Here is a 16,117-nt window from a genome sequence, read left to right as displayed (position 1 = left end):
GCTATGACTGTTTCTTTTCAAGAAATTAATCCAATCGGGATTGATGCTCAATGGCCTCACCAGCCATTTCATGGCTTTGGTTTAGATAGTCGTAAAATCGAAACAGGCCAAATTTTTATTGCTTTGACCAGTTATAGCCAACCTGAAAAAACACGTACATTTGCTGAAGCAGCTTTAGCAAATGGAGCGCTCGCTGTTATTAGTGAAACCGAATTAGGTGTGGCAAATGAGTGGGTATGTCCTGATGTGCGCCAGCGCATGGGTGAGTGGCAAAAACGTTATTTACAACAGACTGATACAGTTAAACCATTACGGATTATTGCTGTAACAGGAACGAATGGTAAAACGACTATTTCTCGCTTAATTGCTGAGTTAATTAGTTCACAACAGCAGCGCTGTGCAGTGATGGGGACGACTGGTAATGGTATTTTACCGAACTTGACACCTTCTACGCATACCACTCTTGATGCTCTACAATTACAAAATGAATTACATGCTTATGCTAAGCAGGGTGCAACTTTTGCTTCTTTAGAAGCGAGTTCACATGGTCTTGAGCAGGGCCGACTAAATGGTTGTGATATTGAAATTGCTGTTTATAGTAATTTAAGTCGTGACCACCTCGATTATCATGGCACCCTAGAAGCTTATGCAGAAGCAAAGGCTCGTTTGTTCCAGTTTAATTCGTTAAAAGTTGCTGTGATTAATCTAGATGATGCTCATGCAGATTTAATGATTAAGTCTGCACAGAATAATCCAGCACAACCTAAAATTTTGACTTATTCGCTTACTCAAAATACAGCTGATTATTACATTACCGATTTAAGTTATAGCTTGGCAGGTGCAACCTTTAATTTGATGGGGCTGCAAGGTTCATTTGCGGTAGAAAGTCCGCTATTAGGTCATTTCAATGTTGAAAATTTGATTGCTGCACTCATAGCTGCTGAGCAAGCTGGTTTCGATTTACAAGCATTAGTTGATTTTGTTCCTAAACTAGTTGGTGCCCCAGGCCGAATGCAAGTCATTCGTGATGATGAGCGACTATTTGTAGTCGATTATGCTCATACGCCAGATGCATTGATTCAAGTGCTTAAAACATTAAAGCGTCATGTTTCTAATGAGCTTTGGGCAGTATTTGGATGTGGTGGTGATCGTGATCGTGGTAAGCGTCCACTCATGACCCAAGCTGCTTTAGATGGCGCAAATCCGGTTATTTTGACTTCAGATAACCCAAGAACAGAAGACCCTGAACAGATTTTTGCTGACATGAAGCAAGGAATCGATTTTTCAGGGCATCGTATGCATGAAATTCATGACCGACGTGAAGCCATTAAATTTGTTGCAGAGCAAGCTCAAGCTGGTGACATTGTGGTGATTGCCGGTAAAGGACATGAAAATTATCAAGAAATTAATGGTGTGCGTCACTGGTTTGATGATGTGGTTGAAGTGCGTTCTGCGATTGATGCACAACATCATACGGTAGATGCTGCTTACCCTGCACAATAGGAAAAATTATGCATACTTCAACCACCAGTACCGTGCCTTTGGAACCGTGGACAGCTCAACAATTACAACAGGCAACGCAGGGTTACTGGCATAAAGACCAGATCCCTCAAACTGAAATTAAACGTATTTTGACTGACTCACGTCATGCAGAAAGTGGGGACGCCTTTTTAGCACTAAAAGGTGAGCGTTTCGATGCACATGATTTCGTTGCACAAGTTGCAGCAAATGGTTGTCAAATCGCTATTGTTGAACGTCCATTAGATGTTGATATTGCTCAGCTTGTGGTTGCTGATACTCGTTTGGCTTTGGGGCAATTAGGTGCTTATCGCCGCGAACAAAATGCTCAATTGAAAGTGATTGCTTTAACAGGCAGTAGTGGCAAAACCACCACCAAAGAAATGCTAGGAAGCATACTGTCTCGTTTAGCACCCACACTCATTACCCGAGGCAACTTAAATAATGACCTAGGCGTGCCGATGATGCTGCTCGAGCTTCGTAAGGAACATCAGTATGCAGTGATGGAACTTGGCGCAAGTCATCAAGGTGAAATTGATTACACATCAAAACTTGTTCAGCCACACGTCGCTGGCATTTTAAATATTGGAACTGCTCATTTGGGTGAGTTCGGCGGGCGTGATGGCATTTGTCGTGCTAAATCGGAAATTTATCGTCATATTTTGCCTCAGGGCGTTGCTATTGTTCCGCAACAAGATGACTTCACTACCGAGATTCGTGAAGCAGCGAAAGATCATCAAATCTCTACCTTTGGTACAGGTGGTGACGTCTTTGCTACAGATATTGAATTATTGCCACAGTCTGTCAATTTTCAGTTACATACGCCTCAAGGTTCTAGCTTTGTAAGATTGCCATTTGCTGGTGAGCATAATGTACAAAATGCAACGGCAGCCGTAGCGTTTGCTCTAGCGCTAGGGATTAGCTTAGAAGATATTGTAAAAGGTTTAGAGCAAGCGCAAGGTGCGAAAGGTCGTTTGAACTTTATTCAAAAAGCGCCTTACTTGTTTATTGATGACACTTATAACGCTAATCCAACGTCCATGCGTGCTGCGGCACAAGTATTACTTCAACAAAATGGCATTAAAGTCATGGTGATGGGGGATATTGGCGAGTTAGGCGATAGCAGTTGGCAAGAACATCACGATTTAGGTCGCGACCTCGCCGAGCTTCCTTTAGACCATATTATTGCAGTGGGGCAGTTTGCCTCAGCAGCTCTCGAAGGTGCAGGCCTTCATTCTAATAAATTGAAAGCATTTCAGACTCAAGCTGAGGCGCTTCCATTTTTAATCAATCTAATCCAAACACATCAACCACAGTCCATGAGTTTCCTGTTTAAAGGTTCTCGCTTTACTCATATGGAAACGTTGATGGCTGATTTGATGGAGAAACTTTAAATGCTGTTATGGTTGTTTGAACACCTTGCGGGCTATCACAGTTCGTTTCAGGTCGTTCGTTATTTAACATTACGTTCTTTACTCAGTGTATTAACCTCACTGACCATTGGTTTGGTTCTCGGGCCGATCATGATTCGTAAATTACAGGCGTTAAAATACGGTCAGGCAGTAAGTTCATTTGCTCCTGAAAATCATGCTAAAAAAATGGGTACACCGACGATGGGTGGGATCTTAATCCTACTTTCAATCGGTATTAGTACTTTGTTATGGGCTGATTTATCTAACCCTTATGTTTGGATTGTGCTTGGTGTAATGGTTGTATTCGGCGCAGTTGGCTGGGCAGATGACTGGATTAAAATTCGCTATAAAGACAATGCTGGTTTACCTGCTCGTAAGAAGTTCTTCTGGACTTCTATTGCGTCACTCGGTGCTGGTATTGCCTTATATTTAATTGCAACTGAACAATCTAATGCAGAACACACTGCAAATATGCTGGATTTATTGATTCCTTTCTTTAAGAATCTTTCTATTCCACTTTCTATTGTTCCTTTAGGTTTGGCATTTATTGTATTTACTTATTTAGTGATTAACGGTGCGTCTAATGCAGTTAACTTAACTGACGGTTTAGATGGTTTAGCCATTATGCCAGTCGTTATGGTTGCTTCTGGTTTAGGCGTATTTGCTTACTTATCTGGCGATATCCGTTTTGCTAATTATTTGCATATTCCATATGTTAAATATACTTCAGAACTGGTTGTAATCTGTTCTGCCATGATTGGTGCGGGTTTGGCATTTCTTTGGTATAACGCGCATCCAGCTCAAGTCTTTATGGGGGATGTGGGTGCTTTAGCTCTAGGCGCAATGCTTGGAACAATTGCCGTTATGGTACGCCAAGAAATCGTATTTGCGATTATGGGTGGTGTTTTTGTGATGGAGGCTGTATCGGTCTTCTTGCAAATCGGGTCGTTGCGAATGCGGAATAAGCGCGTATTTTTGATGGCACCATTGCATCATCACTATGAAAAACAAGGCTGGAAAGAAACCCAAGTGGTTATCCGGTTCTGGATTATTACGATTATGCTAGTTGTTTTAGGCCTAATGACCTTAAAATTGCGCTAGAACTTATTTTGGTGTCAATATAAAGCCAGTTTCTACTGGCTTTTTTTATTGGAGAGGTAAATGACAAAGGTTGTTGGGCTAGACCAATTATCTGTAATTAACCAAAAAGTGGTTAGTGATGGGGAAGTGTTACCTCAAGTTGTACTTAAAGATGGCAGTCAGGTACAAACTGGAACAGTAGCGACGATGCTGCATAACATTGATTTGTATAATGCGGGGCAAAGAGGCCAAATTGAAGAGGAATTAAAAATTGCGATTCCGACTTTAATTAAAATTGGTTTATTTGATTTGTTTGAAGTAGATGAATGGATTAATGGAACAAATGCGGGCCGTACTTTTGTTGGTACGCAAGCAAAGGCTTATTTACAACAAAAAGAACAAGAGAATAATTAGAAGTGACTATGCAAAATTTAATGTGTCCCGTGTGTCGACAGAGACTCGAATTAGTAAGTAAAACTTGGCGATGTGATCAGGGCCATAGCTATGACATTGCAAAACAAGGTTATGTGAACTTACACGTTGTACAGCATAAACACAGTAAAAATCCGGGGGATACTCCCGAGTCTGTAGATGCGCGCCGTGCCTTTTTACAAGGTGGCTATTATCAACCTTTACAGCAAGCTGTAGTTGATTTACTGAAACAGCTTAAAGCCAAAGCTGTACTTGATATTGGTTGTGGCGAGGGCTATTACACCAGTGCAATGCAGCATGTTGTTGAGCAGTGTATAGGCGTAGATATTGCAAAAAATGCAGTACAACGTGCAGCAAAGTTAAATGACAAAGTGACTTGGGTTGTGGGTACAGGAGCAACTTTACCTGTAATCGATCAAAGTATGGATGTGTGTACCAGCCTTTTTAGTCCGATTCCGCAAGCAGAAATTTTACGTGTGCTAAAAGATGATGGATATCTAATTGTTGTCACACCTGCAACTGAACATTTATATGCGATGCGTGAAGCACTGTTTGAGCAGGTCAATCCGCACACACCGCAAAAATTTGTTGAACAACTGCAAGATTTATTTGAGTTGAAAGAACAGCAAGTTATAGATGCTCCTTTATTACTTGACCAAGAAGCTTTAAAGAATCTGATTGCTATGACCCCGTATGCATATAAGGCTTCTCCAGAGCGCCGTATGCAATTAGAACAGCAATCACATCTACAAGTAACAGCATCATTTCAAATATATCTTTTTCAAAAACGTAATAAAAAAGCCATCTAACGATGGCTTTTTTATTTTTACTCAATTTGGTTAATCAAGTTTTCTAATTCATCTTTGTCACGCTTCGGCGCTGCTCCTTGTGAAGGCTTCATTGCTGGAGGTGCTGCTTTAGATGGAATTACAATTTCCTCACCAGGTAAATCATCAAAGTCATTATTGGTGTTCGCTTTCGGTTGTGGCGGTGCAGGACGATAGAGTGGACGTGCTAATGGCGGTGCAGCACGATATGTTTTCTTATCTGTTACTTCAGTAACGACAGCTTGTTTGTCACGAGAAATCGGCGCCTGAGCATCTTTATCTAAACTCACCCAAGCTGCTGGAGTACCTTTTAGGGATTGGTCCATAAAGTTAATCCAGATTGGCAATGCCGCAATACCGCCATACTCGCGACGACCAAGAGTCGTCGGTTGGTCAAAGCCGACCCATGTAATCGCAACTAACTTGCCATTAAAGCCCGCAAACCATGCATCTTTTGCATCGTTCGTTGTACCTGTTTTACCACCTAAGTCACTACGACCAATTTTAAGCGCAGCACGACCTGTACCATGCTCAATTACATCACGTAAGATATTTGCCATATCATAAGCTGAGCTTGATTTTAAAATACGCTGAGCTTGACGATATTGGCTGTTATTTTTATCAGTTTGTTTAAGGTTAAGCTGTTTAGCTGCCTTTTCTTTCTGCTCTAATTCTTTATTGGTAACTTCAACAACTTGATCATCTGGTGTAGTTGTCTGCGCATCACCTTTGGTTTCAGAGGCATTAATACATGGAATACATGCATATTCTGGTTTAGCTTCGTAAATAACTTTGCCGTATGCATCCTCAATACGTTGGATGAAATGTGGTTGAACACGGTAACCACCGTTTGCAAACGCTGCATAACCTGTTGCCATTTGAATTGGTAACACTTGAGGTGTACCTAGAGCAATCGTGTAGTTACGCGGAATTTGATCTTCTTGTAAACCAAAATCCATGAATAACTGGCGAGTACGTTCAATCCCTACTGTTTGTAAAAGTCTTACTGATACGGTATTACGCGACAAATACAAAGCACGACGTAAAGGGATCATACCTAGATAACGGCCATCAGAGTTCTTCGGTGTCCATTTACCAATGGTAATTGGACTATCGTTGACCATGCTGTAAGGAGTCATACCACGCTCTAACGCTAAAGCATAGAGGAATGGCTTGATGGTAGAACCAGGCTGACGCCAGCCTTGTAGAGCACGGTTAAATTTTGATTGATAGAAATTATAACCACCAACAATGGCTTCAATTGAGCCATCATTTGGGTTAATTGCAATAAGCTGGCCTTGAACTTTTGGTACTTGAACTAACGACCATGCAGTTTTGGTATCATTTGGTCGTAAACGAACAATATCTTTCACTTTAACAATTTGAGATGCACGTGAAGGTGCTCCACCTACACTATTCGCATTGCGATAGGGGCGTGCCCATGACATGCCAGACCATTGCACAGTAACTGTTGAGCCATCTTGCATTAAAGCTTCAAAAGAGTTGCTATTTACTTTAGTCACTTCTGCTGGATAGGTGTTGGCATAAGCTCTAAATTGGCTTAATGGTTTGTCATGTGCTTCAGCTCCACGCCAGCCATGACGACGGTCATAAGCTTCTAAGCCATCTTGTACAGATTTCTCTGCAATAGCCTGACGTTGGGCATTAATAGTTGTATAAACTTTATAGCCTGAGTCAATTGCTTGTTCACCAAAGTGTTTTACAAGCTCTGAACGAACCATTTCACCTGCATATGGGTGAATATTATTTAGGTCGCGGTTAGGCATGTTCAAGTTAATCGGCTCTGCAACCGCCTTTTGATATTCTGCTTGAGAAATATAACCGAGCTGCAACATGCGGCCTAAAATCCAGTTACGGCGTTCAAGTGCGCGCTCTGGGTTAACAACTGGGTTGTATTTAGACGGTGCTTTCGGTAAGCCAGAAATCATAGCCATTTGAGCAATGCTAAGCTCATTAATACTCTTGTTATAGTAAATTTTTGCAGCAGCTGCGATACCGTAAGCATTTTTACCCAAGAAAATCTTATTGACATAAAGACTTAAGATGTCTTCTTTAGATAAGTTTTGCTCAATTTTTCGAGCCAAAAAGATTTCTGTTAGTTTGCGTTTTAATGTTCTTTCTGGACTTAAATAATAGTTCTTTGCAACCTGCATGGTGATGGTTGAACCACCTGTTTGCACATCAGAACCAGTCACACTTTCACTCAAAGCACGACCTAAACCTTTAAAGCTAATGCCACTGTGTTCAAAGAAAGAAGAATCTTCTGCTGCTAGGAAGGCATGAATAAAAGTAGGAGGAATTTGTTTGTATTCAACCGGAATAGAAAGCTTACCACCGTACTCAGCAATAAGTTGGTTGTCGGCTGTATAGACTTGCAATGGCTTTAAAAGCGGTGCTTTTTTTAGTGAACTCATTTCCGGGAGGGTTGGGGCAATATAGAGATACATGCCATAAAATCCCATCGGAAGTGAGACTAAGATAATAATAATGATCAAAAAAATTGGACGCACGAAGCCCAAACTGGATAGCTTTTTCATGATAAGTAAGCTTTAATAAGATCGAATACAAACTAATTGTGGTCAGTATAGCCTTTAGACATGCGGATTGTTAGATGAGATATTGTATCCGTGTAAAAATAAAGACCGAGATTATTGGTTTGTAATTTTTTTTGGGGATAAAAAAATAATAGGACAATAGTGTGCTCAGGTTATATCGTAAACCTAATAAGGGGTTAATGGGCGTCGATATTAGTTCGACTTCTGTTAAGTTGTTAGAGCTCTCTGTCAAGAACGGTAAATATTGGGTGGAAAGCTATGCTTTGATGCCTTTACCTGAAAACAGTGTAGTTGAAAAAAATATCTTAAATCCAGAAGCAGTGGCAGAGGCTTTGGAACGGGCGATGAATTTAGCAAATCCCCAGACCAAAAATGCTGCAATTGCTGTTCCGACATCGACGGTTATTCATAAAACCATCGAAATGGATGCAGATATGAGCGATGACGAACGTGAAGTTCAGATTCGTGTGGATGCGGAGCAGTACATACCGTTCCCGTTGGATGAGGTGAGCCTTGATTTTGAGGTTTTGCCTGATCGTCTTTCAAATCCAAATCGTGTAAATGTTCTTTTGGTCGCAACAAGAACTGAAAACGTTGAAACACGCGTTGAAGTCCTTGAGTTGGCAGATTTGAATCCTAAATTGGCAGATGTCGAGAGTTATGCGGTCGAACGTGCTTTTAGTGTGTTTGCTGATAGCTTACCGATGGGTGCAAATACGATAGGGATTTTAGATATTGGCCATACCATGACGACATTATCTGTCATGCAAAACGGCAAGATTGTTTATACCCGTGAGCAAGTCTTTGGTGGCAAACAACTTACGCTTGAAATTCAAAGTCGTTATGGTTTGTCTTTAGAAGAAGCAAGCCGAGCGAAAAAAGACCGCACTTTACCAGATGACTATGAAATTGAAGTGCTAGATCCGTTTCTAGATGCTGTAGTTCAGCAGGCAGCTCGCTCATTACAGTTTTTCTTTTCTTCATCCCAATTCAATGAAATTGACCATATTTTGCTTGCAGGGGGGAATGCTAACATTCCAGGCCTTGCTAAACTTTTGCAGCAAAAATTAGGTTACCGTGTCACTATTGCCAATCCATTTTTACAAATGGGCTTTTCTCCTCAAGTCGACGTTCAAAAAATTGAAAATGATGCTTCATCTTTAATGGTGGCGTGTGGCTTGGCTTTAAGGAGTTTTGATTAATGGCAACAATTAACTTACTACCTTGGCGTGAAGAGCTGAGGGAGCAACGAAAAAAACAATTTATAACTTTATGCTTTGGGGTGGTTGTTTTGGGGATTACAACCGTATTTGGGGGATGGTTCTATTTTGATCATAAACTAGATGATCAAACGCAGGCAAACCAACTTATTACAAGTACAAATCAAAACCTTGATCAGCAATTAAAAGCATTAAATGGTTTACAAGAACAGCGTGATGCCATTATTGAGCGCATGAAGTTGATTCAAGATTTGCAGGGTCAACGTCCAGTAGTGGTGCGACTAGTTGATGAACTTGTTCGAGTCACACCACCAGCAATGTATCTCACTAAATTTAGCCGAACTGGAGATAAATTTACAATAGAGGGTAAGGCTGAAAGTCCAAATACGGTAGCTGAATTACTCCGTAATCTTGAAGCATCTCCTTGGTATCGTAATGCTTTTATGAGCTCTTTCTTGGCGACTGAAGATAAAAAAGATAAGACTGCGAGCTCTCTTCTTCCTAGAGTAGAAGATCATTATGGCAGTTTTGTTGTGACTGTCGATTTGGGGGAAATGGGCGTGACCACAACGAATAAGGATGCTGATAAGCCAGCCGTAGCTAAAGACACGGGGGCAGCCAAATGAGTCAAGATGAACTTCAAGAATTATCATTAGAGCAATCAGCTTCAAAGAAAAAGAAATTCAATTTAGATAAATTCCTTCAGCAATTTAATACGCTGGATATGAACAACTATGGTAGTTGGCCAATATCTGTAAAAATTACTTGCTGGATTTTTATTTTCTTTGCTGTGTTAGCTTTGGGATATTTTGTTGCTATTCAGCCAAAGCTACAAGCAATTGACAATGCTCAAGCTCAGGAAAGTAATTTATTAAATGAATTTCGAGAAAAAGACTCGAAATTACGTAACCTTCAACAGTATCAAGTGCAGCTTCAAGAGATGCAGGCAAATTTCAACCAGCAATTAGAACAGTTGCCGAAAGAAACAGAGATTCCAAGTTTAGTTGAAGATATTAACTTAACTGGTGTGAACTCTGGATTGAAATTTAAAAATATCCGCTTAGAAAATGAAGTGAAGCAAGAAATTTTTATCGAACAACCTATCGCAATTGAGGCTACAGGGGACTATCACGCATTTGGAGCTTTCGTAAGTAGTATTGCTGCTTTACCGCGTATTGTAACCATGCACGATTTTACTGTTGATGCATCCCCAGCCAAAGATAGTAAGTCGGATATTCCTGTACTGAATTATTCTATTAAAGCGAAAACCTATCGATATGTAGAAGCAACAGATACACCGACACAATCGGCCCAGGCTCCAGCAGCCTCTGCATCTACTAGCACTTCTGCTCAGCCGAAATAGGAGAGTGATGATGAAAATTAAGCAAATTACTCTTTATGTTTTGGCTTGTGCTGCCCTTGTGGGATGTGATTCAAGAATCGATGCTGTGAACCAGCAAATGGCAAGTATCCGTAACCAGCCACCGTTACCTATTGAACCAGCACCGATTTTTACCCCTGTACCACAATTTAATTATGCTGCTCATCAATTGAAAAGCCCATTTATGCCAAGCTCGCTGGCTGCTGAACTCAAGATTATGGCTGGAAAACGGGTTTATCCAAATTTCTCACGTACGCCACAGCCATTAGAAAGTTATGCACTTGAAGCTTTAAATATGAAAGGAAGCATGCGTAATAATCGTGGTCAAATATTGGCTTTAATCCAAACACCAGATCATCAAATTGAACGGGTACAAGTGGGTAATTATATGGGTATGAATCAGGGCCGTATTACTCATATTAGCCCGACCCAGATTGATTTGGTTGAGATCGTACCAGATGGTCGAGAAGGCTATGTCGAGAGACCGAGAACATTGGTCTTGATTGGGCCAGCACCCTAAAACTTAGGGAATAACAACGAAAAAGTATTTTTAAAGATTATTTAATTGGGGATGGTCAGACAATGAATCAGGTATTCCGTCAGTTTTCTTTGGGGGTTGTAGCTGTTGCAATTATGCAGGCTGCATCTGCACAGGTCAGCATGACCAATATTGTACCAACGCAAATAGCAGGTCAGGGCACAGAAATTAGAGTCATGTTTAATGGCTTACCACCACAGCCACAAGCTTATCAACTTGAAAATCCTTCACGTTTAATACTAGATTTTGATAAGGCACAGCAAAGTTTAAAACAGTCTAAAATTGCAGTTGCAACCAATGAAGCAAGTTCTGTTGATGTGACTTCAGATGACCAGCGTTCACGTTTAACCGTAAACCTAAAAGATGCTGGCGCTTTTACAACACGTGTGGAAGGTAATACTTTCATTTTAAAAATTAATTCGGCCCAAACCAGTAATAAGCCTATACCTGTAGCCGCTGTACAACAACAAGGCGTTTCAAATATTGGTTTTCAACGTGGTAATCAGGGAGAAGGCTTAGTTGTTGTCGACCTTTTAGGGAGTAATACACCTGTAGATGTTCAACAACAAGGCAGTAAAGTTGTTATAAGAACTTTAGGTACAAAAATTCCGGCCCATTTAGCGCGCCGTTTAAATGTAAATGATTTTGCAACGCCAGTTTCAAGTATTGATGCTTATAATGAAAAAGATGCTGGTGTAATTACTATTCAGTCATCTGGCAGCTATGAATATATGGCGTATCAGGCTGAGAATAAACTTACGATTAGCTTAAAACGTCCACAAGATAAAAGTATACCTTCTTCATCTAAGACACCGACTTATTCTGGTAATAAGCTTTCGTTAGATTTCCAAGACATTGAAGTACGCCGTGTTTTGCAATTACTTGCTGATTTTACAGGTATCAACATGGTGGCTGCGGATAGTGTACAAGGTAATATCACGCTACGCTTGAAAGATGTGCCTTGGGACCAAGCACTCGATATTATTTTAAAGACGAAAAACCTTGATAAACGACGTAACGGGAACGTGATCTGGATTGCACCAGTCGCTGAGTTAATTAAAGCAGAAGATGATGAAGCAAAAGCCTTAGCGCAAACAATTAAGTTAGCTCCGATCCAAACAGATTATATTCGTATGAGTTATGCAAAAGCAGTTGATGTACTTAAGCTAATTGAAGATACTCGTGATGCAAAAGGGGCAGCTGCAAACCGTACTGCTAATTCAGATGCTCTTGCTTTAGAGAGTTTATTGAGCTCCCGTGGTAGTGCTGTAGCTGATTCACGCACTAACACCTTGATTGTAAATGACACAGCACAAAATATTGATAAAGTTCGTAAAATGATTGAGTTGCTTGATGTGCAAGTTAAGCAAGTCATGGTTGAAGCACGTATTGTAAGAGCCTCTACATCATTTACCAAAGAACTTGGGGTGAAGTGGGGTATTCTTTCGCAAGGTATTACCAATAATAAAAACTTATTGGTTGGTGGTAGTGAAACAACCCTGTGGAATTTGCGTGAGCCTAAAAAAGATGAGACTACGGGAGGCTATAAATATACTATTGAGCGCCCTGATAACTTAAACGTTGACTTGGGAGTTTCTAATCCAGCGGGAAGTATTGCCTTTGGTCTCATCAGTATGTCTGACTTCATGTTGGATCTTGAGTTATCTGCTTTACAAGCTGATGGCTATGGTGAAGTGATTTCAACACCTAAAGTCATGACTGCTGATAAACAAACTGCGAAAGTTGCAACAGGTCAACAAGTTCCTTATTTAATGACGACCACTTCTGGTGCTGGTTCTACAGCGACAACATCATTTAAAGATGCTCTCTTAAGTCTGGATGTTACTCCGAGCATTACACCTGATGGCAAGATTCAAATGAAATTAGATATTTCTAAGGATTCTATAGCTGGTGAGGCACCGAATGGTGAATTAATTCTGAATAAGAATAATATCAATACCAATGTATTGGTGGATAATGGAGAAACTGTCATTTTAGGCGGTGTATTTGAGCAGACGACAAAGAATTCTCAAACCAAAGTTCCTTTCTTTGGTGATATTCCTGTAGTTGGGCGTTTATTTAGAAAAGACGTAAAGTCTGATGATAAACAAGAGTTGCTGATTTTCGTTACACCACGAATTGTTAATGACACTTTAGCGAGAAATCATTAATATATTTTTTAATGAAAGCAATTGAAATAGGTGGCGCCTTGCCAAGCAAAGCGTTTGAAACCCTACCAAATATTTATTTGGTAGGGCCCATGGGGGCAGGAAAAACAACCGTTGGACGTCATTTAGCAGAACTATTAGGGCGTGAATTTTTAGATAGTGATCATGAAATTGAGCGCAAGACAGGGGCAACTATTCCCTGGATTTTTGAAAAAGAAGGAGAAGTTGGATTTCGCACCCGTGAAACTGTGGTCTTAAATGAACTCACTTCACGTAAAGCATTAGTGCTAGCAACAGGCGGCGGGGCCATTACCCAAGCACCTAATCGAGAATTTTTAAAGCAACGTGGAATTGTTGTTTATCTCTATACTCCTGTCGAATTACAACTACAAAGAACCTATCGCGATAAAAACAGACCTTTACTACAAGTTGAAAATCCTGAACAAAAACTGCGGGATTTATTAAAGATTAGAGATCCTTTGTATCGCGAAGTTGCACACTATACGATTGAAACAAATCAAGGTGCTGCACGTGATCTTGCACAAAAGATTTTGCAACTTATTCTATCGAACAAGTTAAAATAGACGAACTGACTAGTGGTTTTATAAATTCATGCAAACTTTACATGTTGAATTAGGCGAACGCCGTTATCCTATTTTTATTGGTAGTCAACTTGACCCGAAACAATTACTAGAACCATATATTCATGGTCAACAGGTCATGATTGTAAGTAATGTTACGGTTGCGCCTTTATATTTAAGCCACTATCAGGAAGCCTTAAAGAGCCTAGGTAAAACGGTTGCGACCTGTATTTTGCCCGATGGTGAAAAATATAAAGATATTCAACATTTAAATTTAATTTTTGATGCGTTGCTTGAAGCTGGTTTTAACCGTGATTGTACAGTTTTAGCTTTAGGTGGGGGCGTGATTGGAGATATGGCAGGTTTTGCCTCTGCTTGTTTCCAACGTGGCGTTTATTTTGTTCAGGTTCCTACCACATTACTTTCACAAGTAGATTCAAGTGTTGGTGGAAAAACAGGAATCAACCATCCGCTTGGCAAGAATATGTTAGGGGCTTTTCAGCAACCACAAGTCGTTTTGGCTGATATGGCACAGTTGAATACATTACCAGAACGTGAGCTTTCAGCTGGTTTAGCTGAAGTGATTAAATATGCACTTTTAGGTGATGTAGATTTCTTGGTTTGGCTTGAAGAAAATATGGATGGCCTTGTTGCAAGAGATGCTAATTTACTTGCAGAAGCTGTCTATCGTTCGTGTGCTCATAAAGCGCGTATTGTTGCGAATGATGAGAAAGAGCAAGGTGAGCGCGCTTTACTTAATTTAGGCCATACTTTCGGTCATGCGATTGAGTCATATCTTGGTTATGGTACTTGGTTACATGGTGAAGCTGTTGCAACGGGTATGGTCATGGCGGCAGATTTATCACAACGTCTGGGCTGGATCTCAAATGAAGATGTAGCTCGTACAAAAAAAATCATTCAACGTGCGAATTTGCCGATATCATGTCCAAAAATTCCATTGGATGATTTCCTTGGATATATGGCTCATGACAAAAAAGTTCTCAATGGGCAATTACGTTTGGTGTTGTTAAAGCAACTTGGGCAAGCAGTAATTACCAAAGACTTTGATGTCGAATTGATGAAACAGGCTATTTTGGCAAATCAACACGGATAACAAATAAGGTAAAGCATGACTGTATCACGTACACTTTGGCAGAATGTTCAACAATATATCTGGTTGGTTGGTGGTATTGCCTGCTTATTCCTTGCTTTTATTTTTTGGGTAATTACCGATAGCAAAAAACTGGTTGAAGTTGAAAAGTCGGCTGATTCTGAGGCGCCTGTACAAATTCAACCAGAGAAAGTTGCTACAACACCCAACCTAGGTGCTTTAGCGGATGAAGTCCGTCCACTCGATTTAACTACACGTACTGTAGCTTCAGGTGAGCATGAACCTGAGTTCCGTGGTACAAAGTTTATTAATGAAAATAAAAAGCAATGGACGCTTGAGCTATTCCGTGCCTCAGATGAAGACATTATTAAAAACTTTTTAAAAAACCGTACCGACCGTAATAAATTTATTTATTTCCGCTTAAGTGGGGAACAACAAGCAGAGCAGTATGTGTTGGTTTATGGCACATTCAAACGTTCAGAAGATGCAATTCAGCAATTAACACAAATTAATCTGCAATTACCTGAGTCAGTTAAACCTCAGCCACAACAGTTCTCAAGTTATGCCTCACTGGTAAATGACTTGGGGGCAGATGAGATGAAAGGTGGTAATAATCAGCTTTATGAAGTTCGATTGCGTCCAGCAGCTTTGCCTACAATTGATGAATCTTTATTGATGGCAGGTGCTACCAGTAATGCTACAAATGCTCAGCCGAAAGCGGCTAGTACAAACTCAGCTACAAAAACGACGATAGTTCGTCGTGATGCAGAAGGAAATGTGGTTGATGTACAGCAATCAAATTCCAATATTGATCAACCTAATAGAACTGCGCAAACACGAATAAATGATGGACAACAGAAAAATGCCACAAATGAGGGCACAAAAGGGAATTAATCCACCTCGTAATGTGCGCAAAAATGGTGCAAATTAGTTAGATAATAATATTTTTTGACCAGATGTGGTGCGTATTTAGTCATTTTCTTACATGATAACGTGAATAAAATAACTATATTTATAATAAATATAAGTGTTTAGTCTTAATTTTTCAATATGGCACACTTTTTGCTTTATTGTTGTGCTTATTAATGTGCTGCAAACTATTTTAGCCCTCTAAGAAGTGAATTCTATGCAGAGTCGTGGGGTCGAATTGCTTTAAAAGAGTGCGAAATAAGTCAAAACATTTTTCTAGCAAAAACCAGTGTACGTAAAAATGGAAAAGCGTATATTGGCTTATCAGCCCAAAATTTTTTGTTTGCGAAACATTGAGCTAACT

General features: G+C 40.2%; 14 protein-coding genes. 13 read left to right on the top strand and 1 reads right to left on the bottom strand.

The window, feature by feature from the left end:
* Positions 1-3 precede the first annotated feature (3 nt).
* The 5 genes from AC1PJ9_RS04665 to AC1PJ9_RS04645 are packed head-to-tail and all read left to right on the top strand — an operon-like array spanning position 4 to position 5,251.
* A complete protein-coding gene (locus tag AC1PJ9_RS04665) occupies positions 4-1,503 on the top strand; it encodes a UDP-N-acetylmuramoyl-L-alanyl-D-glutamate--2,6-diaminopimelate ligase (protein ID WP_311086532.1) in 1,500 nt (499 codons plus the stop codon).
* 8 nt (positions 1,504-1,511) lie between these two features.
* Positions 1,512-2,912: a UDP-N-acetylmuramoyl-tripeptide--D-alanyl-D-alanine ligase gene (locus tag AC1PJ9_RS04660; protein WP_311069810.1), complete on the top strand. Its 1,401-nt coding sequence runs from the start codon at positions 1,512-1,514 to the stop codon at positions 2,910-2,912.
* A complete protein-coding gene (gene mraY, locus AC1PJ9_RS04655) occupies positions 2,913-4,031 on the top strand; it encodes a phospho-N-acetylmuramoyl-pentapeptide-transferase (protein ID WP_263614739.1) in 1,119 nt (372 codons plus the stop codon).
* Between the two features lie 60 nt (positions 4,032-4,091).
* Positions 4,092-4,424: a DUF7709 family protein gene (locus AC1PJ9_RS04650; protein ID WP_263614738.1), complete on the top strand. Its 333-nt coding sequence runs from the start codon at positions 4,092-4,094 to the stop codon at positions 4,422-4,424.
* 2 nt (positions 4,425-4,426) lie between these two features.
* Complete coding sequence (locus tag AC1PJ9_RS04645; protein ID WP_263614737.1) at positions 4,427-5,251, top strand: putative RNA methyltransferase; 825 nt, start codon at positions 4,427-4,429, stop codon at positions 5,249-5,251.
* Positions 5,252-5,268: 17 nt separating this feature from the next.
* Here the strand turns inward: AC1PJ9_RS04645 and ponA are convergent, their stop codons facing one another.
* The gene (gene ponA / locus AC1PJ9_RS04640) at positions 5,269-7,827 is read right to left on the bottom strand and encodes a penicillin-binding protein PBP1a (protein WP_311086531.1); all 2,559 of its coding nucleotides are present in this window, start codon (positions 7,825-7,827) and stop codon (positions 5,269-5,271) included.
* Positions 7,828-7,988: 161 nt separating this feature from the next.
* On the opposite strand from ponA, the gene AC1PJ9_RS04635 reads away from it, so the two are divergent.
* The 8 genes from AC1PJ9_RS04635 (at position 7,989) to AC1PJ9_RS04600 (ending at position 15,738) form a co-directional block, all read left to right on the top strand.
* On the top strand, positions 7,989-9,047 hold the full coding sequence (locus tag AC1PJ9_RS04635; RefSeq protein WP_311086530.1) for a pilus assembly protein PilM: 1,059 nt from the start codon (positions 7,989-7,991) through the stop codon (positions 9,045-9,047).
* The gene (locus AC1PJ9_RS04630; RefSeq protein WP_031956429.1) at positions 9,047-9,691 is read left to right on the top strand and encodes a PilN domain-containing protein; all 645 of its coding nucleotides are present in this window, start codon (positions 9,047-9,049) and stop codon (positions 9,689-9,691) included. The genes AC1PJ9_RS04635 and AC1PJ9_RS04630 overlap by 1 nt, the downstream gene beginning before the upstream one ends.
* Positions 9,688-10,428, top strand: a complete 741-nt coding sequence (locus AC1PJ9_RS04625) for a type IV pilus inner membrane component PilO (RefSeq protein WP_263614733.1) — start codon at positions 9,688-9,690, stop codon at positions 10,426-10,428. The genes AC1PJ9_RS04630 and AC1PJ9_RS04625 overlap by 4 nt, the downstream gene beginning before the upstream one ends.
* A 10-nt stretch (positions 10,429-10,438) precedes the next feature.
* A complete protein-coding gene (locus tag AC1PJ9_RS04620) occupies positions 10,439-10,966 on the top strand; it encodes a pilus assembly protein PilP (RefSeq protein ID WP_031956424.1) in 528 nt (175 codons plus the stop codon).
* 62 nt (positions 10,967-11,028) lie between these two features.
* Positions 11,029-13,155 carry a type IV pilus secretin PilQ gene (locus AC1PJ9_RS04615; protein ID WP_031956423.1) on the top strand — a complete coding sequence of 709 codons (2,127 nt, stop codon included), beginning with the start codon at positions 11,029-11,031 and terminating at the stop codon, positions 13,153-13,155.
* 11 nt (positions 13,156-13,166) lie between these two features.
* Positions 13,167-13,736: a shikimate kinase AroK gene (gene aroK / locus AC1PJ9_RS04610; protein ID WP_000643712.1), complete on the top strand. Its 570-nt coding sequence runs from the start codon at positions 13,167-13,169 to the stop codon at positions 13,734-13,736.
* 28 nt (positions 13,737-13,764) lie between these two features.
* Positions 13,765-14,847 (top strand): 3-dehydroquinate synthase, encoded by a 1,083-nt coding sequence (gene aroB, locus AC1PJ9_RS04605; protein WP_311086529.1) that lies wholly within the window; start codon positions 13,765-13,767, stop codon positions 14,845-14,847.
* A 15-nt stretch (positions 14,848-14,862) separates the two neighbouring features.
* Entirely contained in the window at positions 14,863-15,738 is an 876-nt protein-coding gene (locus AC1PJ9_RS04600) for a hypothetical protein (protein WP_311086528.1), read from the top strand.
* Positions 15,739-16,117: the final 379 nt, after the last annotated feature.

It is taken from the genome of Acinetobacter sp. 70_2, assembly GCF_056736115.1.
The sequence above is the reverse complement of the archived record's forward strand: the minus strand, read 5'-3'. Positions and strand labels throughout refer to the sequence as shown.